This window comes from Mycolicibacterium moriokaense (assembly GCF_010726085.1).
In the GTDB taxonomy this organism is placed as follows: Bacteria; Actinomycetota; Actinomycetes; order Mycobacteriales; family Mycobacteriaceae; genus Mycobacterium; species Mycobacterium moriokaense.
On sequence record NZ_AP022560.1, the window covers coordinates 1,742,696 to 1,767,846 of the forward strand.

The 25,151-nt window shown below is 62.4% G+C and carries 20 protein-coding genes and 1 tRNA gene; 13 read left to right on the forward strand and 8 right to left on the reverse strand.

Going from position 1 to position 25,151, the window contains the following annotated elements:
- Nucleotides 1–762: 762 nt before the first annotated feature.
- The 9 genes from G6N43_RS08545 (at nucleotide 763) to G6N43_RS08585 (ending at nucleotide 13,657) form a co-directional block, all read left to right on the forward strand.
- Complete coding sequence (locus G6N43_RS08545; RefSeq protein ID WP_133056520.1) at nucleotides 763–1,449, forward strand: hypothetical protein; 687 nt, start codon at nucleotides 763–765, stop codon at nucleotides 1,447–1,449.
- 19 nt (nucleotides 1,450–1,468) lie between these two features.
- A complete protein-coding gene (locus G6N43_RS08550; protein WP_163658045.1) occupies nucleotides 1,469–2,422 on the forward strand; it encodes an AAA family ATPase in 954 nt (317 codons plus the stop codon).
- 1,648 nt (nucleotides 2,423–4,070) lie between these two features.
- Entirely contained in the window at nucleotides 4,071–7,502 is a 3,432-nt protein-coding gene (locus G6N43_RS08555; RefSeq protein ID WP_133056519.1) for a phage tail tape measure protein, read from the forward strand.
- A 241-nt stretch (nucleotides 7,503–7,743) separates the two neighbouring features.
- Nucleotides 7,744–8,109 carry an HK97 gp10 family phage protein gene (locus G6N43_RS08560; RefSeq protein ID WP_133056518.1) on the forward strand — a complete coding sequence of 122 codons (366 nt, stop codon included), beginning with the start codon at nucleotides 7,744–7,746 and terminating at the stop codon, nucleotides 8,107–8,109.
- 266 nt (nucleotides 8,110–8,375) lie between these two features.
- Entirely contained in the window at nucleotides 8,376–9,851 is a 1,476-nt protein-coding gene (locus tag G6N43_RS08565) for a terminase TerL endonuclease subunit (RefSeq protein WP_083148930.1), read from the forward strand.
- Nucleotides 9,852–9,946: 95 nt separating this feature from the next.
- Nucleotides 9,947–11,074, forward strand: a complete 1,128-nt coding sequence (locus tag G6N43_RS08570) for a phage portal protein (RefSeq protein WP_083148929.1) — start codon at nucleotides 9,947–9,949, stop codon at nucleotides 11,072–11,074.
- A complete protein-coding gene (locus G6N43_RS08575; protein ID WP_197745403.1) occupies nucleotides 11,064–11,675 on the forward strand; it encodes an HK97 family phage prohead protease in 612 nt (203 codons plus the stop codon). Before G6N43_RS08570 ends, G6N43_RS08575 begins: the two co-directional genes overlap by 11 nt.
- Nucleotides 11,665–12,957 (forward strand): phage major capsid protein, encoded by a 1,293-nt coding sequence (locus G6N43_RS08580; RefSeq protein ID WP_234809965.1) that lies wholly within the window; start codon nucleotides 11,665–11,667, stop codon nucleotides 12,955–12,957. The genes G6N43_RS08575 and G6N43_RS08580 overlap by 11 nt, the downstream gene beginning before the upstream one ends.
- Before the next feature lie 70 nt (nucleotides 12,958–13,027).
- On the forward strand, nucleotides 13,028–13,657 hold the full coding sequence (locus G6N43_RS08585; protein ID WP_083148927.1) for a hypothetical protein: 630 nt from the start codon (nucleotides 13,028–13,030) through the stop codon (nucleotides 13,655–13,657).
- Between the two features lie 4 nt (nucleotides 13,658–13,661).
- Here G6N43_RS08585 and G6N43_RS30855 read toward each other — a convergent pair whose 3' ends face one another.
- The 3 genes from G6N43_RS30855 to G6N43_RS31165 all read right to left on the reverse strand — a co-directional run bounded on the left by G6N43_RS30855 (nucleotide 13,662) and on the right by G6N43_RS31165 (nucleotide 15,504).
- Nucleotides 13,662–13,784 (reverse strand): hypothetical protein, encoded by a 123-nt coding sequence (locus tag G6N43_RS30855; RefSeq protein WP_263991942.1) that lies wholly within the window; start codon nucleotides 13,782–13,784, stop codon nucleotides 13,662–13,664.
- A gap of 41 nt (nucleotides 13,785–13,825) precedes the next feature.
- Nucleotides 13,826–14,545, reverse strand: a complete 720-nt coding sequence (locus G6N43_RS08590) for a hypothetical protein (protein WP_083148926.1) — start codon at nucleotides 14,543–14,545, stop codon at nucleotides 13,826–13,828.
- A gap of 794 nt (nucleotides 14,546–15,339) precedes the next feature.
- Nucleotides 15,340–15,504, reverse strand: a complete 165-nt coding sequence (locus G6N43_RS31165) for a zinc finger domain-containing protein (RefSeq protein ID WP_420086829.1) — start codon at nucleotides 15,502–15,504, stop codon at nucleotides 15,340–15,342.
- A gap of 165 nt (nucleotides 15,505–15,669) precedes the next feature.
- Between G6N43_RS31165 and G6N43_RS08595 the strand changes: the two genes are divergently transcribed.
- Together G6N43_RS08595 and G6N43_RS08600 are read left to right on the forward strand one after the other, a co-directional pair.
- Nucleotides 15,670–16,878: a tyrosine-type recombinase/integrase gene (locus G6N43_RS08595; RefSeq protein ID WP_083148924.1), complete on the forward strand. Its 1,209-nt coding sequence runs from the start codon at nucleotides 15,670–15,672 to the stop codon at nucleotides 16,876–16,878.
- 20 nt (nucleotides 16,879–16,898) lie between these two features.
- Nucleotides 16,899–16,972, forward strand: a tRNA-Leu gene (locus G6N43_RS08600).
- 124 nt (nucleotides 16,973–17,096) lie between these two features.
- Here G6N43_RS08600 and G6N43_RS08605 read toward each other — a convergent pair.
- From G6N43_RS08605 to G6N43_RS08615, 3 genes are all read right to left on the reverse strand, one after another.
- Nucleotides 17,097–17,411 (reverse strand): hypothetical protein, encoded by a 315-nt coding sequence (locus tag G6N43_RS08605; protein WP_133056517.1) that lies wholly within the window; start codon nucleotides 17,409–17,411, stop codon nucleotides 17,097–17,099.
- Nucleotides 17,412–17,466: 55 nt separating this feature from the next.
- Nucleotides 17,467–18,156 carry an envelope biogenesis lipoprotein LpqN gene (locus G6N43_RS08610; RefSeq protein ID WP_083148922.1) on the reverse strand — a complete coding sequence of 230 codons (690 nt, stop codon included), beginning with the start codon at nucleotides 18,154–18,156 and terminating at the stop codon, nucleotides 17,467–17,469.
- A 971-nt stretch (nucleotides 18,157–19,127) separates the two neighbouring features.
- A complete protein-coding gene (locus tag G6N43_RS08615) occupies nucleotides 19,128–20,369 on the reverse strand; it encodes a hypothetical protein (RefSeq protein WP_234809964.1) in 1,242 nt (413 codons plus the stop codon).
- A 466-nt stretch (nucleotides 20,370–20,835) separates the two neighbouring features.
- Here G6N43_RS08615 and G6N43_RS08620 point away from each other — a divergent pair, with 466 nt between their 5' ends.
- Nucleotides 20,836–21,231 carry a cupin domain-containing protein gene (locus G6N43_RS08620; protein ID WP_234809963.1) on the forward strand — a complete coding sequence of 132 codons (396 nt, stop codon included), beginning with the start codon at nucleotides 20,836–20,838 and terminating at the stop codon, nucleotides 21,229–21,231.
- A 24-nt stretch (nucleotides 21,232–21,255) separates the two neighbouring features.
- On the opposite strand, the gene G6N43_RS08625 is transcribed toward G6N43_RS08620, so the two are convergent.
- A complete protein-coding gene (locus G6N43_RS08625) occupies nucleotides 21,256–22,530 on the reverse strand; it encodes a hypothetical protein (RefSeq protein ID WP_083148920.1) in 1,275 nt (424 codons plus the stop codon).
- Nucleotides 22,531–22,687: 157 nt separating this feature from the next.
- Nucleotides 22,688–24,154, reverse strand: a complete 1,467-nt coding sequence (locus tag G6N43_RS08630) for a C39 family peptidase (protein ID WP_220100599.1) — start codon at nucleotides 24,152–24,154, stop codon at nucleotides 22,688–22,690.
- Between G6N43_RS08630 and G6N43_RS08635 the strand changes: the two genes are divergently transcribed.
- A complete protein-coding gene (locus G6N43_RS08635) occupies nucleotides 24,102–24,995 on the forward strand; it encodes a hypothetical protein (protein ID WP_220100600.1) in 894 nt (297 codons plus the stop codon). The two genes, G6N43_RS08630 and G6N43_RS08635, sit on opposite strands and share 53 nt — an antisense overlap.
- Nucleotides 24,996–25,151: the final 156 nt, after the last annotated feature.

Here is a 25,151-nt window from a genome sequence, read left to right on the forward strand (position 1 = left end):
TATGCCATCTGACCTCGACTTTTGGTGGTGGACATTGGTGGGGTTTGCTGGGCTCTGGGGGATCTCCTGCGGTATTTCCTGCGGTACGTATTGGTTGTCTATTTAGCTGGGAAATGCCACCCAGCAAAATGGGCGTGTCGGAGGTCACAAATCGCTCCTATTTGGGCTGGGAGAGCGCAACCCTAAACTGGAAGTTGAGACTCGGCCGCAGGGCATGCGGTTACAGCCTGTGGAGACCTCATCAGAGGTCGTTGAAGCAGGAACCAGCGGGAAACTGCGAGGAATTACCGCGCCAATCCTGTTGCAGGGGGTTGGGATCTTCAGCTTTTAGCTGAGGAGGATGCCAATAGCCCCTCTCCGAGCCCCTCAGAGCCCGTCTGACGGCCGAACTACAGGTGCCGGGACCACAACCCTTCGGGAGACCTCCGCATCGTGGGAGTTGGTGCGGTGAACCTCGAAGGTGAGGGCCAGGAATTTCGCGCAGTTTTCGTCGAGCAAACGATAAAATAGTAGTTAGAGGGAACGAAAGTGGCCGGTAGGCCAAGACTTTGGAATTTTTTTACCTCAAATCCGTGCTCCTACGGCTATCAATGGACCGAGGATGGGCGAATCCGTGACCGGCATCGGCATGAAGTAGGTGACGGTCACAGGCTTTTCGCCCGCTACACCCGCGCTCAAATTCTCGCCCAAGAGTGGCTAGGCCCGCCCCCGCGCGCCGACTGTTTGTGGTGCGGCACAAGGCCGAAGGTGGGCGCGAGGTACGTGGGCGGGATCACCGGAGGTGGGCCGTCGTACCGCGTGGTCCATTTGAACGGCGACACCCGCGACTGCTCGCGCGCAAATCTCAAGTACGCACCGCCGCACCCGGCCGAGATTCAGCGGCACATGGACGCCCACGCCGAGATCCTGATGCGCGACGACGGCAACGCCATTCGCCGCACCAGGCCCGAGAATTGGCCAGCCAGACAGCGATTCGCGCTGTATGCCGCCGATGACGGCTACGACGAACCGCCGTCGGGGAGGGGAAGTCTGTTCAAACGCCGCTCCGAATCGCAGCTGCGAGAGGCCCCGCGCTGGGTGACGTTGCCGCTGCTAGAGGACTTGGAAATTTGGGAAGGCGAACTGATGAAACAGGAATGCCGAAACGGTCACGCCATTCGTGGTCCGAAGGACCGCACTGCTGACGGCGAGTGCCGCCACTGTGGGCATGCGCGCGGGGCCAGGTACCGGGATCGCCAGCGTACGGCGATGGCGTTACTCAGGGGTCTTGAGAGCCGTGGGATCGTCATCACCAAAGACACCACGCACCGCGTGGTGACCCTGCTGGAAGCCTTAAACAAGGCAAACCCGGCGTTAGTCGAAGCCTTTGTCGAGCAGGCCGATTCGGATCAACTGCGGTCTCTGCTGACCGTCGCCGGGGCGGTGCCGACCACGGGGCGGTGGGGCTAGCGGGGCGAACCAAAAGAAGGTGAACGACAGGTACGAGTTCGAAAGCATGACCTTCCCCGACTCGATGCGCTTAGGAGAGGTTGAGAACTGGGTTATCGAGAAGGTTATTAGTGCCACAACGACTCTGCTTTACGGCGAAACGAAGTGCGGCAAGAGCTTCCTCGTTTCGGCGCTCATTGCGGCGCTGACAACCGGAGATGACTTCTTGGGCGTACCAGTGCCACAGGATCGAGCCTTCAGGTTTGCACTCTGCTGGACCGACGATATGGGTGCCGTCGAGTACCGCGACCGCATACTGACGGTGATGCCCGATGAATCACCAGACGTCGTGTTCTACCGGCTGCCGATCATGCGGTCGCCGCAGATGTGGCAGTCGCTCTACGAGCAGGTCTTGGACGATGGGCGCAACTTCGTGGTCATCGACAACTACTCGCAGGCGATCAACGGTCCCATCAACCACGACGACGTGGCCCGCGAGTTCTTCGACGGCGTACGGCGGTTCGTCCGCGCAGGCATCCCCGTCGTGGTGGTTGCACACTCCTCGGACAAGTTCAACGCCAATGGTGGTAAGTCAGAGTTGCCGCTCGGAGCGTCCTACATCTCCCAAGCGGTGCGTTGGCGGATCTTCGCCAGGCGGTCGCGCAGGGGGAACATGACGCTGAGATTCACCGGCAACCACGCCGAGCCCTACGAGCTGACACTGCTGCACGGCGCTGGTGCGAGGTTTGAGGTGATTGACCGCAGGGCGGAAAGGCCCGACGAGGTGAAGCGTCAGCGCACCAAGGCGAGGCTAGACAACGGGGCTGACCTGTTGGCTTGGCTCAGCACGAACTGCCACGGGATGGCCGTGCGCCCAGCATCGGCCAAGCTCGGCGCTGAGTTGGGCATCTCCACCGAGGCCGCCCAGGGGCGGATCAAGCGGGCCAATATCCGAAAAGATGGTTCGGGGTGGCGGTTCAAGGCTGAGGCATAACCGCAGGTCACGGCGTGGACGCATGTCCACACTTTCCGGCGCGTTTGCGCAGGTCAGAGTGTGGACTGTGGACCCCCCTATATAAGAAGACTCGTACCTCGCCTTCTTATTACCCCCACCTTCTGTCTTCCGTCGTGCGGACCAGACGGGGTACGCGCCCCGAAGGGGCGCACGTGACCTACGTGTCTAAATGGATCTTTCTTTTTAGATCCCCACCAGGGAAACAAAATAGGTCCTTGAAAAAGCCACTAGAGCAGGCTCTTTAGAACTCTGTGATGAGAGGCTCCCATCGGGAGATTTACTCTCCAATTGAGGAGCTACAGACTTAAACGTCGGGAGTCTGCTGCTCGCGCCCTTCGGGCTTCCGCAGCAGTCTCCCTCCTGGTACGCCCGTCGATTCGACGGCATGCCGAGCGGCGACGCCGTAATCGGCCAGCGCCCACCGGCTAGCGGACGCCTCGACTCTCGCCCCCCCTGGTACGCACCGACAAAAAAGTCGGCCTGGTTCCGACCCTGACCCCGACCCTGGCCGAAGGCGGTACGCACACCTAGGAGCAGTGATGAAGTTTGGCAACCAAACGCTCACGTTCAGCCCCCAGGCCCCGTGGGCCGTTGGGCACTTACACACCGACCGAAACGACGGCCGATGTGCCCGGCTGCCGCCACCGTCCACTGACCTTCAGCGAGACGGCCGAGCACGACACCAACACAGCTACGGAGCTTTGGCAATCCACGGTGCCGCCCGTCGCGGCGGCGCTGAATGCCACGGCCGATGGCGTAATCCGTCACGGAGGTAGGAATTACCGAATCATCGGCGGTCCACGGATTCACAGTGACCTGTCGGGTAAGCCCGTCAAAGTCACCATCGTCTCAAAGCTACAGAGCGGTTAGCCGGTACGAGAAGCTGGAGGCCGCGTTACGAGATGTGCCGGGAAGCCCTTCAGAGGGCGGAGTAACGGCCATACCGCTCGCCCTGACCCTCTCTGCCGCCCCAGCCCCCACCTGCCGTCAGACGCCCTCTGAGGGGCTGCGTTCAACAGTGGAGAACAAGTCTTGACACCAACGCACATCACCCTTGCCGCCGACGACGACACGTTCACCGTCCCGCTTAGCGAAGATGCCACCGGCTAGACGGCCACCGTCCAAGGCTGGCGGTTTTACCTCACCGCCGTACGTACTTCACCTGTTGCCGTGTCACCAGCCAAGGCACGATTAGTGCGCTTGAGGGTCAGGCCTTGAACCTTCCTCCTGGCCCTCACTCCACCTTGCCAGTTGGTGGGGGGTACAGATCGGGCTCGGACGACGATCTGTTTCAAACCAACTGGCTACACCGGGTTTGCCTCTCCTCGTCGAGGCAGCCCGGTTCGGCGACGCCGTGCGCCGCAGCCGCCACCGCTCGAATCGCTGCGACCCGGTTCTCGTGGACTAGCCTGGTCGCGCTCGCGGTGCAAGCACGGCGTCGCCCCTTTTCTTCCCAAGTTCTGCAACGCCGCGTATGTCACCACGGCTCGGAAAGTGCCACTGCTGCTAGATCGCTGCACCTGACCCCTCCTCGCGGAACTCGGGGGGGCCGGGCGCGCTCGCGCAGTTGTCCGAGTCGTGCGCGGCGTTGCTCACTTTCGTCGAATCACCTTAGAAGGAAATCCAATTGGCCGAAGTATCAGTACGTGTAAAGGCGCTCCTTGACCGCCGCGCAGCGGTCGATGCCGCCCGACAGTTGACCGACGACTTTGACCGGGCCGGAAGGCGTGCAGGCGACAACTTCCAGCGCGCACTGGAACGGCCCCTGTCGCACATCGACACCTCCGCTGCCGCCGCGCGGGCGGCACGGGGCTTCAGCGGTGCCGGGGCGGCTGCTGGGCGGGATTTTTCGCGGGCGGTTGGTGATGCCATGCGGGGGGCGATTTCCAATGCCACCCAGCAATTTGGCGCGTTTGGTTCGCAAGCTGATGCCGTGCTCGGCCGGATTTCCGGCAAGGCGGGCATAGCCGCAACGGGTATCGCTGGTGTGGGCCTGGCGGCTGTGGCTGTGGGGAAGCAGCTTTATGACCTTGGCGCGGCCTTTGATGACACCTTCGACAATATCGTGGTGCGCACCGGCAAGGTCGGTGCCGAGTTGGAGTCCATCACCGGTTCGGTCAAGCGCGTGGCGCAAACCACGGCCGCCCCAATCGAATCCATTGGCGACACCGCGACGAGGCTCGCGCAAACCCTCGGCCTGACTGGTGCGCCGCTTGAGCGACTGACTGCCCAGCTATCGGATCTCCAGCAGATGACGGGCGAAGCGATCGACGTTCGCGAGCTGTCAAAAGCGTTTCATACCTTTGGCGTTGACGTTGAGCGAAACGGCGTCGCCGTCGTTGATGATCTATACAAGGCCTCCCAAAGAACTGGCCAGCCCATCGGCGAACTGATCGCCACCCTCCGGTCGGCCGGTCCCGTGGCGAGGGACTTGGGCCTGAATCTGTCCCAAACCGCTGCTCTGCTAGGCGAATTTGAACAGGCCGGTATCGGCTCTGAGGTATTGCGCCCTGCGCTGCAAAGGATGGCCGCCGAGGTCGGCCGCGAGGGTGGCAATGTCCGCGCGGAGCTTGAGCGGATCATCACCGACATTGCGACGCTGCCCGAATCTGCCGCGCGTGCGGTGGCCGTTGATGCCTTTGGCACGCGCAACTTTGAGTCGATCTTTCGTGCGATTCGTGATGGCACGCTCACTGTCGAATCGCTGAACAAGGCTCTCGCCAGCACGGGGCTAAGTGTTGAGGATGCTCGAAACCAGACGGCGGACTGGCAGCAGGAATTAGAGAAGGTGATCAACACCCTCAAGACCGAGCTAGAACCCGTTGCCACGGCCGTATTCGGCGGCATCTCGACCACCATCACAAACTTTCTAATTCGCCCCCTCTCCGAGCTGAACAACCTGATCAAGGGAAACCCGCTAGAGGACCTGCCCGGCTGGCTTGGCCTCGACCGCACGCCGCCGGGCCCGACCTCTTACGACGATCATGGGCGCATCGTCGAGGTCAATCCGCCGAAGCCCATTGCGAATCCGCTAGACGTGTTGGCGGGCCAGGGCGGTGGCGCGCGCGTGGGCGGTTCAATAGAGGAGCTACTCGCCGCGCCGGGGGCGATCCCGCCTCCGGCGCCAGGTGCCCCCGCCGGCGTGGGCGGGCGCGCGTTTGGTCGGCCTGCGATACCGAATGTCGCTGCGACAGACTGGTTTACGGGCGCTCTCCGGCCGTGGGACCCCGATGGGTCGGGGTCGGGATCTGGCTCGCAGGCGGACTTTCCGACTGTGCCTTACACGGGCGATCCGATGTCGCTGCTACAGGGCTTTCCTGTTGATAGCTCGCTGTATTCGGCGGCATCGTCAGTGCTCGACGCCCGGCATCAGCAGGCCCAGGCGGAGGCCAAATTGAACGCGCTTGTGCGCGACAACACGGTGGAGGCAACCGCGATCCAGCAGGCCCGCAACGAGCTAGCACTTGCCCAGCGCGAAAGTTTCGAGGCCGAGCTTCGGCTTAACGAGGCGAAGCAGAGTGCGACCGAAAAGCTAACGGGCACAATGCAGGGCGCCGCTGAGCAGGTCAAGGGCCTGACTGGCGAGCTGCAGCAGATCGGCGCCGAGATCGACAAGGACTTCGGCTTTAGCCAGGGCCTGCCGGGCATCTTGTCGAATCTGTTCAAGCTCATTGCCAACGCCGCGATGGCACCGGTAATCGGCGCACTGAGTGGCGTGACAAGCGTCTACGGCACCGCCGGCAGTGGCTCAGGCTTGCTTGGTCTGCTTTCCCCACGCAAGTCCATATTTGGCGAGTTCCCAAACATCTTCGGCCAATACAGCGAAGGCATGACGGCTGGCCCGTACGGCGTCGGCATCCCAATCGACCAGGCGATGCAGGCGACGCAGCAGCAGGCTGGCCAATGGATGGGGACAGGACAATGGCAACTCTCCGGTCCCGCAGCCGCTCTCGAAGCCCTGGCCCGGTCCGCGCACGGCGGCGACTACGGTTGGGGCGCATCTGATCTGGTGCGCGGGCTGGCAGATTGCTCCGGCGCTATCAGCGATCTTGTGGAGGTTCTGACGACCGGCACCACCAGCCCCGGTCGGCTGTTCGACACGAGCAGTGCGGGCGCGGTCCTGCAATCACTCGGAGCCGTACCAGGCTACATGCCAGGGGCGTTGAACATCGGCATTTCGCACGGCGGTCCTGGTGGTGGCCACATGGCGGCCACCCTGCCCTCTGGTATTAATTTCGAGGCTGGCGGCTCCAACGGCGGGATTACCTACGGCGGCGCCGCTGCTGGGGCGCTTGATCCTCAGTTCACCGAGCACTGGGCACTCCCGGTCCCTGGAGCGCTCCCTGGTGCGACACCCACGACGAGTTACACACCGGGCGGTGTCTCGGCCGGTGGTCCTGGTACTGGTGCGCTATTTCCCGGCATGGCACCTCCTCCAGCCGCTATCCCCGGTATGACGCCCTTTGGTTCCGCAATGGGCACGGGTGCTTACAGCACTCCGATGATGGGCCGTGCGTACGGTGAGGGCCGACCAGCACAAGCAGGTTTCGGCCTGAGCGGTGGTGGCCTTCTTGGCATGGCCATGTCTGGGCCGGGTGCTGTTGGTGGCTTGCTCCCTGGTGCGGGTGCGGGTGGTCCGTTCATCGGGCAGGCCGCCCAGATCGGCATCGACGAAATCAACCGCGCGATCTCGGCGGGTGCGGAGCTGACCGGCATCGCGGTCGAGGGCCTGATGGAAACCTTCTCACCGGTCGAAAGCGAGTTGGCAGACCCCGCTCGCGGTTGGGCCGGAAGGATTCTCGGCAGCATCGCTGGCGTCTCGGCCAACGTCGCGCCCAATATCGCTGGCGCTCTTACGCAACAGATGAACAACGGTGACCAGCCACTCACCCCCGAACAGGTTGCCGCCGAGCGTGGTATTGCTGCCTTCGCGGCGCAGCAGGCGCAGCAGAACATGCAAGTCCAAGTCAACGTTGACAACTCGAAGGTGCCCGACATACGCAGCGATGCTGCGGTGCACCAGACAAATGCCAACATGCTCCCCGGGGGTCGGACATGACCCCACCCCGCAGACCCTGCCTAGACTGCCCCCGCCTCGCCAGGCCGGGGCGGTCACGCTGCCGAGAATGCGAGCGTGCTTGGCGTGCAGCACGATACGAACACCCCGCTTACCGTGCCCTACCCAAGCCGCGTGGTGTGTGCACTCTCCGTATCTCGCCGAGGTGTACGGGCCGGGCGACGAGTCGGGATCACATCGACGGGCGGGCCACGAACCATAGCCCGACCAACATTGCTCCAAGTTGCATTTACTGCAATTCGATGAAGGGCGGTCGGCCAAGATGGAAATTCAGCTAGATCCGCGCGAACTTGAGGGGGTCATCGCCCAAGAAGCAAAGGGCAACAGTGAGTTACGGCGTGAGCTTGATCGTGTTGTCGATCAGGTCGCCGATACGGTTCGTGAGCTCGCCCCCGCGCGTACGGGCCGGTTTAGGCGCAGCATCAGGGTGCGCAGGCACAGTGGGCTGGAAGGCCTCGACGGTGATGGCGCCCTGGTCGGCGAGGTCTTCAGCGACGACGACGCGGCCAAGGTGGCCGCAATCGAGTTCGGCAGCGAGGACACGCCCGAATATGCGCCGTTCGCCCGTGCTGCCTTTAGGCACAGGTAGCTAACGGTTATGGGTGGGCACCGCAGTTAAGCGCGCGTTAAGGCCGACTTAAGCGAAAACCACACGCGCACAAGCGATTTCGCGAAAAAAGTTCGCAACCTTTCATCATCGGCGACTCCCGCGCCGCCGCTTTCGCTTATAAAGAATGGCCACTTTTCGGGCCAAAACCGCAGGTAGATGGCTGTTTTTAAGCCGATTTTAGCACCGATTTAAGCCGCAAAACCGCAGGTCGCAAGTGTAACGAAACGCCTCGGAAGGGGGGGTAAATGGCCGTCGTTGGCAATGCAAGAGCCCACTTCGAGGATCTGTCGCAGCCCCCCTGGTACCGCTGGCGCGAGAAAGACCCCGCCGAACGCTGCATCAGGTTTATCGAACGCTACTGCCGGTCGCCCAAGGGGCACGGCTTTGGTCGGCTCCTAAAGCTGGCCGAGTTTCAAAGGGCGTGGATTAGGGAGATCCTGCAACCCGGCATCCGGCAGGCAGTGTTATCGGCTCCGCGCGGGCAAGGTAAATCAACTCTGTTGGCCGCTATCGCGCTATGGGCGGTCTTCGATAAGAACCCCACTGGTCAGCCCATCGTCCCGATCATGGCAACGACCGTTGGTCAGGCTGCCCGTTCGGTCTACGACGTGGCCTGCAAGATGGTGGCCGCTGAGCCGGAAATGTCAAAGCGTGCCTTGGTCTATACCGCGATCAGCAACGCCAAGATCGTGGTGGGCTACAACGGCGGTGAATGCTTCCCCATCGCTAACGACGTGGACGGCCTTCAGGGGCTAGACCCCACGTGTGCGATTGTCGATGAAATCGGCTTCCAACCGCTGGCCTCGTGGCAGGCGATGGTGTTGGCCTCCGGTAAGCGCTCCCAGTCTCTTGTGGTCGGTATCGGTACCCCCGGTGTGGACCGGGAGAAATCCGCACTGTGGCACCTGCGGGAGATATGGGCGGGCGGTGAGGCCCCCGAAGGGTTTTCCTACACCGAACTATCCGCACCTGACGACTGCGACTACCGCGACGAATCCATGTGGCTACTCGCGAACCCCGCGATAGCCGAGGGTTACCTGTCCCTTGACGCCCTGCGCACCGATGTCAAAATGTCGCCCGAGTCAGAGTTTCGATTGTTCCGCCTGGGCCAGTGGGTTGAGGGCACCGACTGCTGGCTAGGTGTGGACGGCCGCCGAGTCTGGCGCGCACTGGTCAGCGACTACCAAATGGTCGACGGTGCCGACACGTGGGTCGGTGTGGACGTTGGCCTTAAGCGCGACTGTAGCGCCGTAGTCATCGGCCAACGCCGCCCCGATGGGGTTCTACACACCGCGGCCAAAATCTGGAAGCCCTCACCGGACCGGGCCATCGACGTTACCGGTGTCATGGCCCACCTACGGGAGTTGCACCGCACTTACAGCGTGGTGGCGGTGGCCTACGACCCAGCCTATTTCGACGTGCAGGCAACAGAACTCGCCGACGAAGGCCTACCAATGGTGGTCATACCCCAGTCGCCAGAGCGGATGGTGCCAGCCGTTGGCGGGCTGTACGAGGCGATTATGCGCGGAGAGCTATCCCACGACGGCGCAGCCGATTACGAGCGACACATCCTCAACGCCATGCCTGTCTACACCGATAAGGGTTTTCGCCTCACCAAGTCCAAGAGCCGTGGACACATCGACGCCGCTATCGCGCTGGCGCTGTGTCACGACCGCGCACAGCACCCGGCACCTAAGCGTGCACCAGCCTTTGTCATCTAGGAGATCCCAACTTGAGCCTTCTAACGCGCATCTTTGGCGCCCCCAACCCCCCGCCTGAACCCGTCGAGCAGCGGGAGCAACCACAAGAGCGGCGAGTGCTCACCACCAACGCGGTAACCCGCATGGTTGACTTTATCGGCTCGCCCCTGACGGGTGCCCCCGTCGATGAGTGCAGTGTTCTGGGCCTGTCCGCCGTCTACCGAGCCGTGTCGCTGATTGCAGGCGGCATAGCCACCCTCCCGCTGCGCGTCGTTCAGGAAAGCGATGGCGTCACCGAGCGTGTGCCCTCTTGGTTGGACAAGCCTGCAGGCGGGTTAACTCGCTACGAACTCGTTGAGACGACCCTGCTGCACCTACTGCTTTGGGGTAATGCCTATCTCGCGCACATCTACAACAACGCCGGTGCGTTGAGCGGCGTATCGCCCATCCACCCCTCTGCGGTATGCGTCGAGATCGACTACAGCACCAGCGCAAAGACCTACCGCGTCAGCCTTGAGGACGGCACTACGCGAGCCTTTACGGATCTGAGCATGACTCACATCAAGTGGCTCAGTTCGGATGGTTACGTGGGGCTTTCGCCTTTGACGCTGGCCAGAAGCGGTGCCTTCGGCATCGCCCTGGCGGCCGACCGTTCTGCGTCCCGGCTGTTCAACGGTGGTGCGTTGATGTCCGCCATCGCCACCGTTGATGAGGAGATGGATGAGGAAAGCGCGAAGGCCATAAAAGAGGGACTGGACCGCAGGATCGCGGGCGAACCCAACGCGGGCAAGATCGCCTTCATTAACCGGAAGGTCAACATCCATCCCTGGACGATCAGCAATGAGGACCTCCAGTGGATACAGGCGCGCGAATTCCAAATCGAAGAAATTGCACGGATTTACGGTGTGCCGGCGACCCTGATCGGGCTCAGCGATAAGCAATCCTCGTGGGGCACCGGCATCCGCGAGATGCATCAGGCCATGGCCCGATGGACGTTCATGCCGTGGACTACGCGTATTGAGCAGCGGCTCTCGCTCCTGCTCCCACCCAATCGCAAGGCAGAGTTCGACTATCGAGACCTGCTGGCACCCGATCCTCAAACGGAGATCGAGTTGCTAATCAAACAGGTGCAGGCGGGACTTCTGTCCCACGCGGAGGCGCGGCAGATCCTCAACCGGCGCCCCCTGCCCGAATCCGAACGGCCGCAAGCGCAAGAGCCACAGGAACCCAATGATGAAAGCTGATCTATCGGTCTGGGAATACCGGTCCCGCATCGAACAACGCTCAGACTCAGAGACTCTCACCCTCACCGGGTACGCCAGCACATTCGATGACTACCAAATGTATGGCGGACCATCTGCCGGTGGGTGGATCGAACGAGTGGACCGCCATGCCTTCGACGAGACACTACGCGAAAACCCAGACCTCCACCTGTTGGTCAACCATGAGGGCCTCCCCCTGGCTCGCACCAGGTCAGGGACGCTCGTCCTGTCGGTGGACGACCACGGGCTGAAGGTCGTAGCGACGCTGGATAGGTCCGATCCCGATGTCCAGCGGCTAGAGCCCAAGATGCGCCGGGGAGACCTCACCGAAATGTCCTTCGCCTTCCGCGTGAAGGCTCAGACATGGAGTGCCGCACCAGGATTCGATGATCCCGAGTCGCTGCGACTTATCCAACAGGTTGACCTCCATAAGGGCGACGTTTCGGTGGTCAATTTCGGTGCCAATTCTTCAACCTCCGCCACCATCCGATCACTCAACCCCCCGGCCGAGATCGACGGTCGGACACAGCTGATCCGCGTTCGGATCAAGACCCTTTCGAAAGGTAATTCGATTGTCAATTGATGAAATCTTGGAGAAGCTCCAAGCCATCTCAGACCTCGGCGAGACTCGGTCGCTGACCGACGACGAAGTCGCTGAGTATGAATCTCTGGAAACGGAGCTCAAGGCGGCGCAAAAGACCGCCGAGTTGCAACAGCGCACCGCTGCATACAAGGCCCCCAACAGTTCCCCCGTCGCCCCGGTGAAGGTGACCGAACCGGCCACCTACCGCAGGGACGATTTGCGGACGTCGTACTTCCGCGACTTTATGCGCGTTCACCGAGGCATGGACCCCGACGGCGATGCCGCAGAGCGCCTGCGCCGTCACGCAATCGACGTCAAGACCAACCCCGAATACCGCGACCTCGACCGAGGGGACGGCACGGGTGGATATGCGGTCCCGCCGATTTGGCTGGTCTCGCAATATGTCGAGTTGGCCCGCGCCGGTAGGGCTTACGCCAACACCGTCACCAACCTGACGCTGCCGCCCGGCACCGACTCAATCAACATCCCCAAGGTGTTGACCGGCACCGCGACCGCCATCCAGACGGCCGACAACACCAACGTAGCGGAGACGGACCTGACGGACACCAGCGTGCAGGCCAGCGTCAGGACCATCGCAGGCCAGCAGGACGTAGCCATCCAGCTGTTGGACCAGTCGCCGATCTCGTTCGATGAGGTCATCTTCCGCGACCTGATCGCCGACTACGCTACCAAGGTTGACCTTCAAGTCATCTCCGGTTCCGGCGCGTCGGGTCAAGTACTGGGCGTGCGTAACACGTCGGGTATCACGACGATCGCCGCGACCTCCGGCTCGGATAACGTCGGTCTGCTGTTCGCCAAGATCGCCGATGCCGTCCAGCGGGTGCACACCCAGCGCTTCATGGCACCGACCGTGATCATCATGCATCCGCGTCGGTGGGCCTTCTTCCTGGCGGCTCGCGACGACGTCGGCCGTCCGCTGGTCGTCCCCAACGGGCCGGGTCAGAACCAAATCGCCACGCTCAGTGGGGTTCTCGCCGAGCAGGTGGTGGGTCAGATGCACGGCCTGCCGGTCGTGACCGACCCGAACATGCCGACCACGCTGGGCGCGAGCACCAATGAGGACGTTATCCACGTGTTGCGGGCCTCGGACCTCCTCTTGTGGGAGAGCGCACTTCGCACCCGCGTTCTGCCCGAGGTGGGTTCCGGCACCCTGACCACTCGGCTACAGGTCTATGGCTACGTGGCTTTCACGGCGGCGCGCTACCCCCAGAGCGTTGTGGAGCTGGGCGGAACTGCGTTGGCCACACCGGCGTTCGCTTAATCCTTACCCGATCTGTGAGACCGGGGGGCTTATGGCCCCCCGGTTTTCGCAACGACGATAGGGAAACAAAATGGCCCTGTACCCCCAATACGCCAGCGGGCAAGACCTCGCCAACTGGCTGCACCTTGACGACGCCGAGCCCGACTTAGACCAACTCAACCTCGCGGTCGAGGCCGCCTCCCGCGCCATCGATAAGGCCACTCACCGACAGTTCGGCCTGGCCGAAACAACCGAGATCCGTTGGTGCACGGCAGAGTTCTACCGAGACCGGTGGCTGATCTCCATCGACGATCTCATGACGACTGACGGTCTCACCGTCGAGGTGGACAACGACCTTGATGGGACGCCAGAGGCACAGATCACCGCCTACCGGCTCACGCCGGTCAACGCCGCCCCCAACGGGCGCCCCTGGACCCGCATCGAGGTGTTGCCGTCATCGGCAGTGAAACCCAACGGTTTGCGGCACGGAGTGGCCGTGACGGCGAAGTGGGGCTGGACGAATGTGCCCAGCGCCATCAAGTACGCCACTCTCGTTCAGGCGGCAAGGCTTTATGATCGGCGCGAAAATGTCGCCGGGGCGCTGAGGACCAAGCAGATTGACGATATTCGGATGGATTGGTCCGCAGCAGCGAACCAAGATCTCGACCCCGATGTGGCGGCTTCAGTGGCCCCATATAGGCGACTATGGGCAGCGGCGTAACCGGCTAGCAGGGACCGCCGATGCCATTTCCGCAGATGTTTCCAACAACGACCGGGGGGATGCAGCCGGTCAGGGTCAGTGTGAATGCGGCGAGCAGCGAAGCCAGCGTTATCTTCGTCTTTCTCATGGCCTGTAAGTGTATACTTACTGGCCGGCGCATGGAAGTACCTACGCAGGTTTATCCTCGGCCTTTTGCGCCATTCGCTGAGCTGTCGCGGTGACCTCGATATTGGGAATCAGTAGGAATCCAGGATGTCTCCGTTTTGGCTTGCGACCTGGCGGTAGCGGCATCACAACATGCCGAACCGCTAATAACCGGTCCAACTCCTGGCTGAAGCTGCTTACGGCCGGTTGCTTTTCGTAAAAGCGGGGACTGACATCAATCCACATCTGCGGGAAGCGTTGCCGTCCTGATGGCGTGATCAAGAACTCGATGTAGAGCCGACTGTTAAACCATTGATCGTCGTTCAACTCCAGGATCACCGCACGACAGTTATTGCGGTTGAGGCTCTGAAGGTATTTTTCTTGCTTTGCCGCCACCCCCGTGATGAGGGCGCAGATGAGCGTCGGCTCAGTAATCTCACTGAGAGGGGTGTGCCGACTGTCGCGAATGGTGGCGCGACCGGAGCCGCCAGCACTCGCGTGCCGTCTACCCATCCTGTGGTACGAGTGCTTGACGTTCACCAGGGGCAGCTTGTCCCAGTCATCAGGGGGTTTGAGCGTAACGGTTCGTCCACCCGGTTCATCAGCATTGGCGAACGTGGATTCGTGGTCAATCGTGCCCATTGACAATCCCCAATACAGATCGTGCGTGGGCCTTAGCTCAAACCATGCCAGATAGACGTATTCATCCGTGTTGTGCCGCTGTAGAAAGATGCGCTGCTTCATGCAGTTTGGGGATGCCAACTTCATCACTTCGATTCGGCAAGCCCCGCTAGGGCGTCTTCTCCACCGCCGCAGCAACGCGCTCAAGGAGGCTGCGAATTTCCTTAAGCACCTCGACAGCTTCTGCGATGTCACCCTTAGTGGCTGGCTGATCTTCGGGCTTTAGGGGGAGCAGGCGCCTTGGGCGAGGGGGCGTTGGTTCAGCCCTGTGTATGTCATTGCGTCCGTACATTCTGTTCCCTTGCGTCAGCGGCGCATGGTTTGCGCCGTCACCCAATAACGCTGGCACACGCCTCCGACATATTGCGTGCGCGACACGCCGAACGCGCGCGGTTAACGCGATTTTCGCGATTAGTGGGTAATAATGCGCAACCTAATCCCGCGACACCCGCTGCCACGGCTGGCACCCTTCGGACCAGAACGCGAAGTCACTCGATTCGATGTGGACTTCAACGGGACCAGACCGCTCGCTGCCCATGTCGATAACGTGTTCCAATTTCACCGATGGGCCGGAAAGGCGCATCCACTCGCAGGTGGTTCTCGTGTCCATTCGCGGTCCCGCGCTGCGAATCCAACCTGGCGTTAGGCCCGTGTCGAGTAGACCGCCGTTGGCTACGCGACAGGCACCGTCCCGCTTGGGAGTTGGATCGACGCACTCCCAGGTATCGGGGTAAGGCGTCCACGCCTCAGGTTCATCACCCAACCCGGTGAACCTGTCGATGGCGACGCCGACCGCTAAGGCCACGACGCAGCCGCCGGAGATAAGCGCGAGGAGTGTGCGGTCCTTCATGCGGGCATCAGTTCGTATTGGGTCCGTACTCGGGTCCACCGCGCGGCCACCCAACGCGGGTGAAGTGATATGTATCCATGCGGCCCACCGCGCCCGCCCTCAACTCCACGCACGGTTGGCCAGGGCTGGCTCCGCAGAACGGGCAGGAGATAGTGCATACGAGTGTCTTCATGGTGCGACTCCCTTGTGGTGCGCTTACGCTACGGCAACCTACCGCAATCAGTCTGAACAGGGAAGATTGTCGAGTTGGCAATTTTTGACTACGAGCGTCAATTTCTGATCGAGCCCGTCAGAAAGTGATGACAGCTCGACGGATTTCCTGCGGTACATTGCCGCCATGAGGAACCAGCGCGCCGGGATAGATGACCGCTGGACACGGCGGGCCAAAGATCCAAAGACCGGCAAGACAATCACCGTTGACTCCCCCCTCAAGGGAAAGGTGACCCGATGGCGTGCCCGCTGGGTTGACGCCGAGGGCCGCGAGCACTCCAAGAGCTTCAAGATCAAGGCCGACGCTCAGCGGTACCTGAACAAGGTGACCGCCGACATCGAGCGCGGCGACTACATCAGCCCCCGAGCCGGCGGCGAGACCTTCGGCGCCGTCGCCGAGAAGTGGTACAAGACCAAGGGGCACCGAAAGCCCAAGACCCTCACCGGGTATCGGTCGATCCTCGACACCATCGTCTTACCCCGGTGGGGGGATGTCCCGCTGAACAAGATCACCTACGAGGACTACACCGAGTGGCTGGGGTCGCTGTCGGTGAACGGGTCACAGCGCGGAACGGCCCTCTCGGCGTCGAGAATCACCCAGGCGCACCAGCTGGCCGGGGCGGTTCTGAAATACGCCGTACGGACGGGGAGGGTAGGCAAAAACGTGGCCCTGGAGCTACGGAGGGGAGAGGATCTGCCGACGCCGGTCGAGAAGGAGCGCCGATACCTCACTCACGCAGAGCTTCTCAAGCTCGCGAAGGCGACCGGACGTTTCGAGACGCTGACCCTCGTTCTCGGCTACTGCGGACTGCGGTTCGGCGAAGCCGTGGCACTGCGTCGACGGCACGTCGGCAATCACGAGTTGGCGATCTACTCCTCGGCGACGGCGGTCGCCAAGCGGGGGATCGTCGAGTCCACGACTAAGAGCAACCGCAGCCGGATAGTGCCGGTACCGCTGCCGGTGTGGAAGCGGCTGAAGGCTGAGCTACCGGACGATCCCAATGCGTTGGTCTTCCCGAGCCGCAAGGGCGGGTTTCTCCCGTTGGGCGAATACCGCTGGGCATTCGACAACGCATGTAAGGCGGTCGGCATCGACGGCCTGGTACCGCACGGGCTGCGCCACACCACGGCGTCGTTGGCCATCTCAGCGGGGGCTAATGTCAAGGTCGTGCAGCGACTACTGGGGCACGCGACAGCGGCCATGACGCTGGACCGCTACGGCCACCTGCTCAGTGACGACCTGAGTGGTGTGGCCGACGTTTTGGGCAAGGCCATCGAGAGCACTGCGGTATCACTGCGGTATTTGGAGGCATCGTCCTTAGCCGAAACCGGCTAAAACATGCTCTGACCTGCGACGCCCCCATAGCCCAATTGGCAGAGGCAGCGGACTTAAAATCCGCCAAGTGTCGGTTCGAGTCCGACTGGGGGCACAGGGATGCCTCGAAGACCGGCAGCAAAAGGCCGCTAGGCTGCAACTCTCCGTCAACAACGCTCCACCAGGCCGTCGGTGCGTCGTATCGTGCGGCTGCTCCTGTCAGTACCCTCCGGCGGGTGTCAGCGGTTGGGCCAGGTCGTGCGCGGCGCCGGTCCCCCCGGCGGCGCGGGGTTGATGTTCGCGCCTGGGACCGGTGAATTCTGCCAGTTTGCTATGCACAGTCCGATCCTGCCGGGCTTACACCAACCGCCCGTGCCCGGAACGCCGAGTGTGGACTCAGCCTGGGACCAGCACACCCCGGTGCGCTGGTCCCACACCTGTCCGGCCTTGCACTGCGCATTCGCCGGCGGCGCGGTCAGCAGTGAGGACGACATCAGCGCGGCGCTGCACACCGAAGCCAGTAAGAGCGCTGGAGCCGTGTTCCGGATTCTCATATCGATACGTCTCCGTCGGTAAGCGGGTCCTTTGGGTTTCGGATGGTGCGGGCGGTCATGACGGCGGGGTGATGGTCGTCTGCTCATCGATCACCTTGATGGCGTCGAGTACCGCGTCCTGTTCGGCCTCGGAACTGTCCGCGTTCAGTTGCAGGACGAACAAACCGTCCGTCGCCGGCACGACGACCGTCTTCTGTGCGACGAATCGCTTCTGGCCGTCGTTTATGAACGTGCCTGCGTACGAAAGGGCGTCGAAGCCACCGAATTTGCCCCTCGTCGGTTCTGCCGATGGCTTGAATTCGGCCATCTCATCCAACTCCTCCGGGGCGTATTCGAAAATTTTCGCCTGATCTACGTTGCCGGTGAGCTTCGAGGCGATCGCGTACATGTCCGGCGGGTCATTCGGATCGATCGGGCTGTCGTAGACGATGGCGCCGTAGGCCCATTCCGGCGTCGCGTCGCCGGCGTCGCGCCATCCGGGGGGGATTGGGAAGTCGAATGTTGGGGTTCCGGGCTCGCCGGGTTTGATTGGCGTCTCCGCGATATCGCTCTCGGTGACGTAATCGTTGATCGTGTCGTCATCGTTGCCGGGCAGCGGACTTGGTGAGGCCGTCGTACTGGTCTCACTCGTCGTCGAGGTTGTCGTCGTGGCCGCTGTGTCACTACTCGAATCACAGCCAACGAGCCCCAGGCTCAGAGCGATCGCGAACAGACCCGCCGTCGTCGCTACAGGGAGGTTCTTCATCGGCGCACTGTCTCCTACGGTCCAGGTCCAACCACAGAGGATTGATCTTGAAAGGCAGCTTAGCGGCGAAGCAACTGGAAATTGGCTACTTCGTCAATTTTCGACGCGTCGAGCACAACTCGCCGCCCAAACGGCGGCGTGTACTTCGCGGTTCGTTCGCCCTCGGCTCTCGCCGTGAAAGGGGTCCAAGAGATCTCGCTATCCGTTGAGCTGAGCTTGGGGTTCACACTGAGGTTTCTGCGGCTATTGATGGGTGCCGGTTATGCGCCGGTAGACGTGTGTACGTGCCGCACGCGCCGCTGACTATGCCGACGATTACCGGGCGTATTTCAGTTGCTCCCCGTGCTTTTCGCATCGGAATGCCGATTCGAGCTGCGCACTGCAGATCTTGCCCCGCCACTCACCGACGATCAGCTGCGCACCAGTCCGTCGTGCAGTACCTGGCTATATCACCGAGCGCGATGCGAGTATCGCTCAGGCTGTGCGCGGGATGGTCCGCCAACGGCTGCCAACTAACACCGTCACGCTTCAACTCATCGCCACCCAGTTCAATCTTCACCCGAAAAGCTCTGCAGCGCAGGCTTCTGGCGAAACGTACATTCGAGGCGCTGGTGGATGAAGTGCACTGCTATCTCCGCGACACTGACATGACGCTCTCGCACGTCACGCACGAACTCAGCGATGCTGATCAGAGTGTGCTCACCTGTTCGTGCAGGCGACGGTTCGGTACCGGTCCGTCCGGCTATCTACGAGCGGCGGGATCCATCTCGCAATCACGCTCCATCAGCCGGTAACCGAAGTACTTGCAGTTTTCGGCGAAGCCGACGCGACCCCAACCGGCATCCGCGCCGGTCACCCAGCGCCCGCCGCATGCCAGGTTCGGCCGTGCCGTGGTGCGCCCTGACTATGTTGTCTGCCCTGGATCGGTGCGCAGGCACGAGGGCTGAGCCCCTGCAGAAGCTCTTCGAGAACTACCAGACGGATTCCATGGGTATCGGCGGGCTGATGAGTCGGAAACTCGACTTGCTGCGCTCCATGAACCGGCGCTCGAACGTCCCCTCGACCCTTCTCCCGTCCACCTCGCCGACCAGGATCAGTCGGTTCTTGTCGGGCTGGGTCGCGAATAGGACCATCTGGGTCGAATCTGCCAGGCGTTTGCGCAACTCGAGTCGATCACCGTCGATCTTGAGGTGCCATCTGGTGGTGTAACCCGACGGCACTTGGCTGACAAACATGACTACGCCATGGCCCGGCACCGATTTGCGGTCGGTGATCGCCACGTTGGTCCACGGCTGCGGACTCGTGTCATTCAGGTTTGATTCGCGTCCATCGACAGTGAATGACGTTGCGCACCAGACTCCGTCGAGCGTTGAGCTAGGAGTGTGATAAGCGGCGTACGCCATGACACCCCCGGGTCCGGCGATCGCGAGCAACATCGCGGCAGCGCCGAACTTGGCGACCACCCCGGTCCGCCGCAGCAAGGGCGCCCCTGACCCGAGTGGCGGCCAGAGTTGAACCGGGCGAGTCTCACCGCGATTGAACACCACGCGCGCAAGGTTGGACCAGTATGGCGACGTGATACCGATTGCCACCAAGAACAACTGGCCGGACACCAGCTTGACCGGTACGTCGTAGGTCAAGTTCAGCAAGAAGATCTGCGTTGTCGCTATCACCGCGAATAGCGCACCCAGCAGCCAAGTTCGGTTCCACAACAGGAACACACCCGACAACAGTTCAACCAGCCCTATCGCAACCGAGTAAGGCTCAGAAGCGCCTACAAAGTCCCACAGCGTGGCGAACAAGCCTGTGTCGCCGACCAACTGCAGCTGGTGATGTGGCAGCGCCATGTATCCCATCTGGACGGGAATCACCTTGCCCACCCCGTAGTAGATCATCACCAGCGCCAAGGAGAAGCGTGCGAACACAAGCAGAGAGGCGGCCAGGCTCCGGTAGTTGGGACGCCGCCGATCCATAGCCGTCCACACGGCAGTGATCAACAGCGCCACCACAGTCCATCCGAGCTGGAAGCACCATGTCCACAGCACGTCTCCGGCGGGCGACCTGGTGATGTCAACGCCGCGACCGCGAGTCAGGTAGCTGCCGATCTGCGCCAGCACCCAGATCGCCGGCTCGAATGGGTATCGGCCGCCACCCGCGTGCACCACACCGGCATACACCGTAACCAGTAGCATCACACCACCAGTGACGATCACCGACCCACCAGCGATGGTGAAAAGCAGCCGGAAACCCAGTCTCTGAAGCCACGTCCATTGCGGAACGGCCTCGACCACCTCCCGTTTATCCGTGGCCTGAAAAGCGCGCCACTCGTCACAGTTCAAGTTCTCGGCGCCCGATCGCAAAGACGGCTGCGCTGAGCGATGGCCGGCCTGGTGAGCATCCTTTTGAAGAATCCTCATCGATTACCCCTGCTTGTCTGTAAGTAATCACTTACTTGCACGCAATTGGAGCACAGCCTTCGGTGGGACGTCAACCTTGGTAGCCCGGCGTGTGGAGTCTCCGCAGCGTCTTGATTCGGCCCAGCTGCATGCGCGACCGTCAATTACGGTTGCTACATTTGCGGGCATGCGGGGGGTTATTTGTGTTGCAGCAAGCGTCGTTGTGATGGCTGGGTTGGCGTCCGGCACGGCACACGCCCATCCAGGCCACGAAACTGAACCGGTGACCACGATCAACGGTCAACCGCTGCCCGGTGTCCTTGCACCGCTGCAAGAGGTCTCAACCATGCTCGACACCATCGAGGCCGGTGGTCAGCGAGTGGTCGTCATACAGGGAGTGCGCAAGGCCGGGACCCGCGCCCCGATCCACGTCCACGAATACGGCGGGGTCACCTGCGTGCTCAGCGGCACCATGACCCCCTACGTCGAAGGCCAGCAGCCGACTCCCTACCCGGCCGGAACGTGCTACTACATGGCGCCGAACACCCTCATGGCCGCCGTCAATCTCGGCCCGGAGGACGTCCGTCTCACCGACACCTTCACTCTTCCGGCCGACGCCCCGACCATCACCGTCGTCGAACCTGGATGGGCGGACCCGAATCCCGACGACGGCGAGTGACCCGCTAACCAGAGCGGACCGCTGCTACGGTGTCCTCTTCCGTCGCCTGCCTGCCAGGACAAAGGCCACGACACCGACCGCCAGCACTGCACCGACGGCCGCGGCGATGACCAACGGTTTCACCCACGTCTTCTCGGCCGGGGTCGACGACGCCTCGTTGCTCGTCAGCTGCACCCGATAACCCGGCACCGGCCCCTGGGACGGCTTGGTGATTCCAGGTAGTTGGTTGGTACTGGTGACCTCGAACAGGCGCTCGCCCCCTGCGGTCTTGGTCCACGTCCCCCAAACGGGGGTCTCGTCGTCGAGCAACGCGCGGTGACCGCCGACCGACGGATCGTCGCCGAGGTCGGCCAGCGTCTTGACGCGGAACGGCTTCGACAGCTTGTCGTCGTACTTGAGCTGCACGAGCACATTCTTGAAGGTGGTGGGCGGCACAGGCTTTGCGGGCGGCGGCTGACCGGGGGTCGGCTGATACCCGCCGCCGGAGAAGCTTCCAATAGATACCGTCACCGGCTTGCCGGAGGGGTCCCGATTCACCGCCGTGAAGTTGTAGGCACCGGCATCAGGGGCGGTCAGTACCGCCCGCTGCATCGGCGGGACCTCGAAGATGAGGGTTCCGTCGTCGTAGGGGTAGATCAACTGCAGCGGCGTGCTGTACGGATTCGTGAAGACGGGGCGGTACCAGTTGTCATAGCCGATCCACGCCGAATTCCATTGCAAGACACCGCTACTCCAGGTCGAGGAGGTGGTGGTGGTCGTGCTGCTGACCACCGACTCCAGCGACTCCGTGAGCTCGTTGACCTCGGTGTCCGACGCGGTCGTCGAGTCCACGTCGAGCGCATCGGTGCCGTGCGCCTCGTCGAAGTCCTGCTGCGGCACCTCGGCGACGTCAGGCTGCAGTGCATCGGCATCGACAGCGGGGTCGGTGACGCTCGAATCGGCGTCACTTGCGTTGTCCTCGTCACCCGGCCCTGCGGCGGAGCCCGACTCACCGGCACCATCAGAGCCGGGGGCCTCGTCGGCGGGCGGAGGTTCTGCGGGCGCTTCGGGTGCAGGTTCCTCCCCACCCTGGGCGGGCTCTGCCGCGTCGGGTCCGGCCGGCTCGCCCAGGTCCGGCGCGGTGGGCGCATCTGGTTGGTTGGCGGACCCCGAGTTGTCGGTTGTCTCCGACGAGTCCCCGTCGTCGTATGGGTCAGCCAGCGCGGGCGGGACGGCGCCGAACCACACCGCCGTCGTCACTGCGATCGACGACAAGGCGAGGGCACTGCGGCGGTAGACGGCGATCCGCGTTTCGTTCATGTGATCCTTCTGTCGAGTACAGCGCTAGTCGAACGCCGATTGGTGACCGGGAGGACAACCCGGCTGCAGGGAATGGCATTGGGACAGCACGTGATACCGCCGATTCACCGGTTCCCCCGCCAGCCAGGACGCGGGGGACCGGTGAACAGCGGTATCACTACGCGACGTCGACGAGGAATAGGTTGTCCGAACCGGAGATACGGGTCGATGCCGGTCCCGAAGTCCCCGTATTTGCCGGCTTCAGCTGCGCAACAATGGTCTCGAAGTCGTCGGTCTGCCACGCCTTCATGAAGGCATCCAGCGGAACTTTCATGTTTATCCCGCCGTTCACGCCCTGTTCGTTTTCGCCGAATCCGCTGTCGTTGAGGTGGACGATCCCCTTATCGAAGTCGATGCCGGTGACGACCACCTGGTGATCCGAAGCGGAGACCCCCTCGGGCAGCGGCTTGTTCTCGACGGCGTTCCAGATGGTTCCTCCGTGGAGCCCGACCGACACGGCCTTGTTCTGCTGAAGTGCGATCGCCACGGCTCTCAGCGCCAGGTTGCCCTCGTTCTTGCCATACGAGGTGAGGGTCGCTGAAATGCCGTGCATATCAAGCAGTTTGATGGCGTCCTTGACGTCGACACCGTCCTGCGTCTGCAGGCCGGAGTACATCGGCCTGCCCTCGTTGACGACGCTTGGGGTGTTGCCTGCCTCCTCGGCGATCTCTTGCTCGGTTGGCGAGGTTCCCGTTAGTTGACCGATGACCATCGCCGTCGCCATCAACACGCAGTTCTGAGCTGACTGCGCCCGAAAGTACTGCTCACTCAATGTCGGTTCGCCGTACAGGCCGGTGAATTCGGCCGGGGCGGTGAACCAGTCCTGCAAGCCATGGACGAATTCGGTGATGGCGAACGAGATGTAGTTGACGAATTCCGTCACTACGAACGCCGCGGTGTTCGCGAGTTCCGAGACCACATACGCCGCGCTTGCGACGAGCGCCCCCAGCGGAGACTCCGCGTACTGCGACGCCAGCTGTCCTTCCAGGGCTGCCTTCCGGGTGGCCTGCGCCTCAGTGAACGCCTCGATCCGCTTGACTTGGTCCTTTTGGAACGCTGCGGTCCGTTCGGCTGAAGTGGGCTCCACCGTCAAGTGATACGGCTCCGAGACCACCGTCGGCGGCGCCGCTGCCGTCAGGGCAGCGTTGTTCGAGTCATTCGACGCAGGGTCGATGATCAGCGGGGTTTCCGTGACGTCCGGGGTATCGCTGGTCAATTCGACTTCGGACGCCTGGTCCAGATCGCGGCGCACCAATTCGAGTGCGCCCACCAGCATTGCGCTCGCGGGCGGTGCCAGGGGGTCACCGTTTGCAGACAATGGCGAGTCAAGGCCCGACGGGTCGGACTCGAGCGCTATCGCCGAGAGCGATGGGACGGTGTCCACATATTCGACGACATCGCCTTGGTTGTCGGCGTCGCCCGATAGCGCGTCCAGCGTGACGGATACAAAGCCGATGTCACCGTTCGACTCGTCGATGCCTGTCGTACCGGAGCCGGACGCGGGGGAGCCATCGTTACCGCCGGACTGGACGATGCTCGTCGCGTCGACCACGACAGCGGCGCCGTCGCTCGGCTTTGCGGTCACCGAAGGGGCGTGGTCCTGCAGGTCCGAACCATTGCTCTTTGACTGCTTTGTGTCGACCTCGACCACGACCGGCGAGGCGTTCGCCGAATCATCCACCGGGACAGTCGGATTGGTTTCACTGCTGGCTACCGGAGTAACCGAGGAGGATGTGTCAGACTCGTCGACTTTTTTGCTCGTCGACTCGGATTCTGAATCCGTATCGCGCTCAGTGGCCGACGACGTCGACGTCTGTCCTGTGACCGAGGTCGCCTGTCCCGGCCGGGTCGCTGACGGATCTGAGCCGACAGTGGATACGGGCTTGGTACCGGAGGTAGTCGAACTGGAACTATTGCCCGACGAGTCCGAATTCGTGCCTGTGGTCGACGACGTGCTCGTCGATTCAGTCGATGAGCTCGTCGACTCAGTCGATGAGCCGGTCGACCCGGAGGATGAACTCGACGACTCAGACGAACTCGAGGACGAGTCTGAATCGTTCGGCGCGGCCGACGCCGCGCCCATGCCTCCGGTGCCGACCAACCCCACTACGCCGAGCGAAAAGGCAACGGCTCCTACCCGCAGCGCATGCTGTGCCGAACTCACACCAGCTCCAATGTTTGCGACGGATCTGTATGCAGCGCAGCGCGAGTGGCCGTGGCGCTTTTCGTCGGTGAGTGCATCAGTTGGTCAACCAGACGTACCAAAGGCCGTCGTCACCCTGACGGCAGTCCCAATGCGTGTAGTTGTCATTGCCCTCCGCGATCTCGACCTGTGGGCCGTCGATCTGGCACGCCTCAAGCGTCGAGTAGCTGCCCTCGACCTGAACCTCGTCTGCGTTGGCCACGCCCAGCCCGAGCGTCAGTAACCCGCCCGCGGCAAGTGCGCCGGCCGCGATCATTCTTTTCATGCTTCATTCGCCTCTCGAATTGGTCCGAAGTCCGCGCTTCGCCCCGGCGAATGGCCGGAGGCGAAGTGGGGCCGGGGCTAATTAACGCAGTCGTTATGTTGCTGGGTTGCCCGA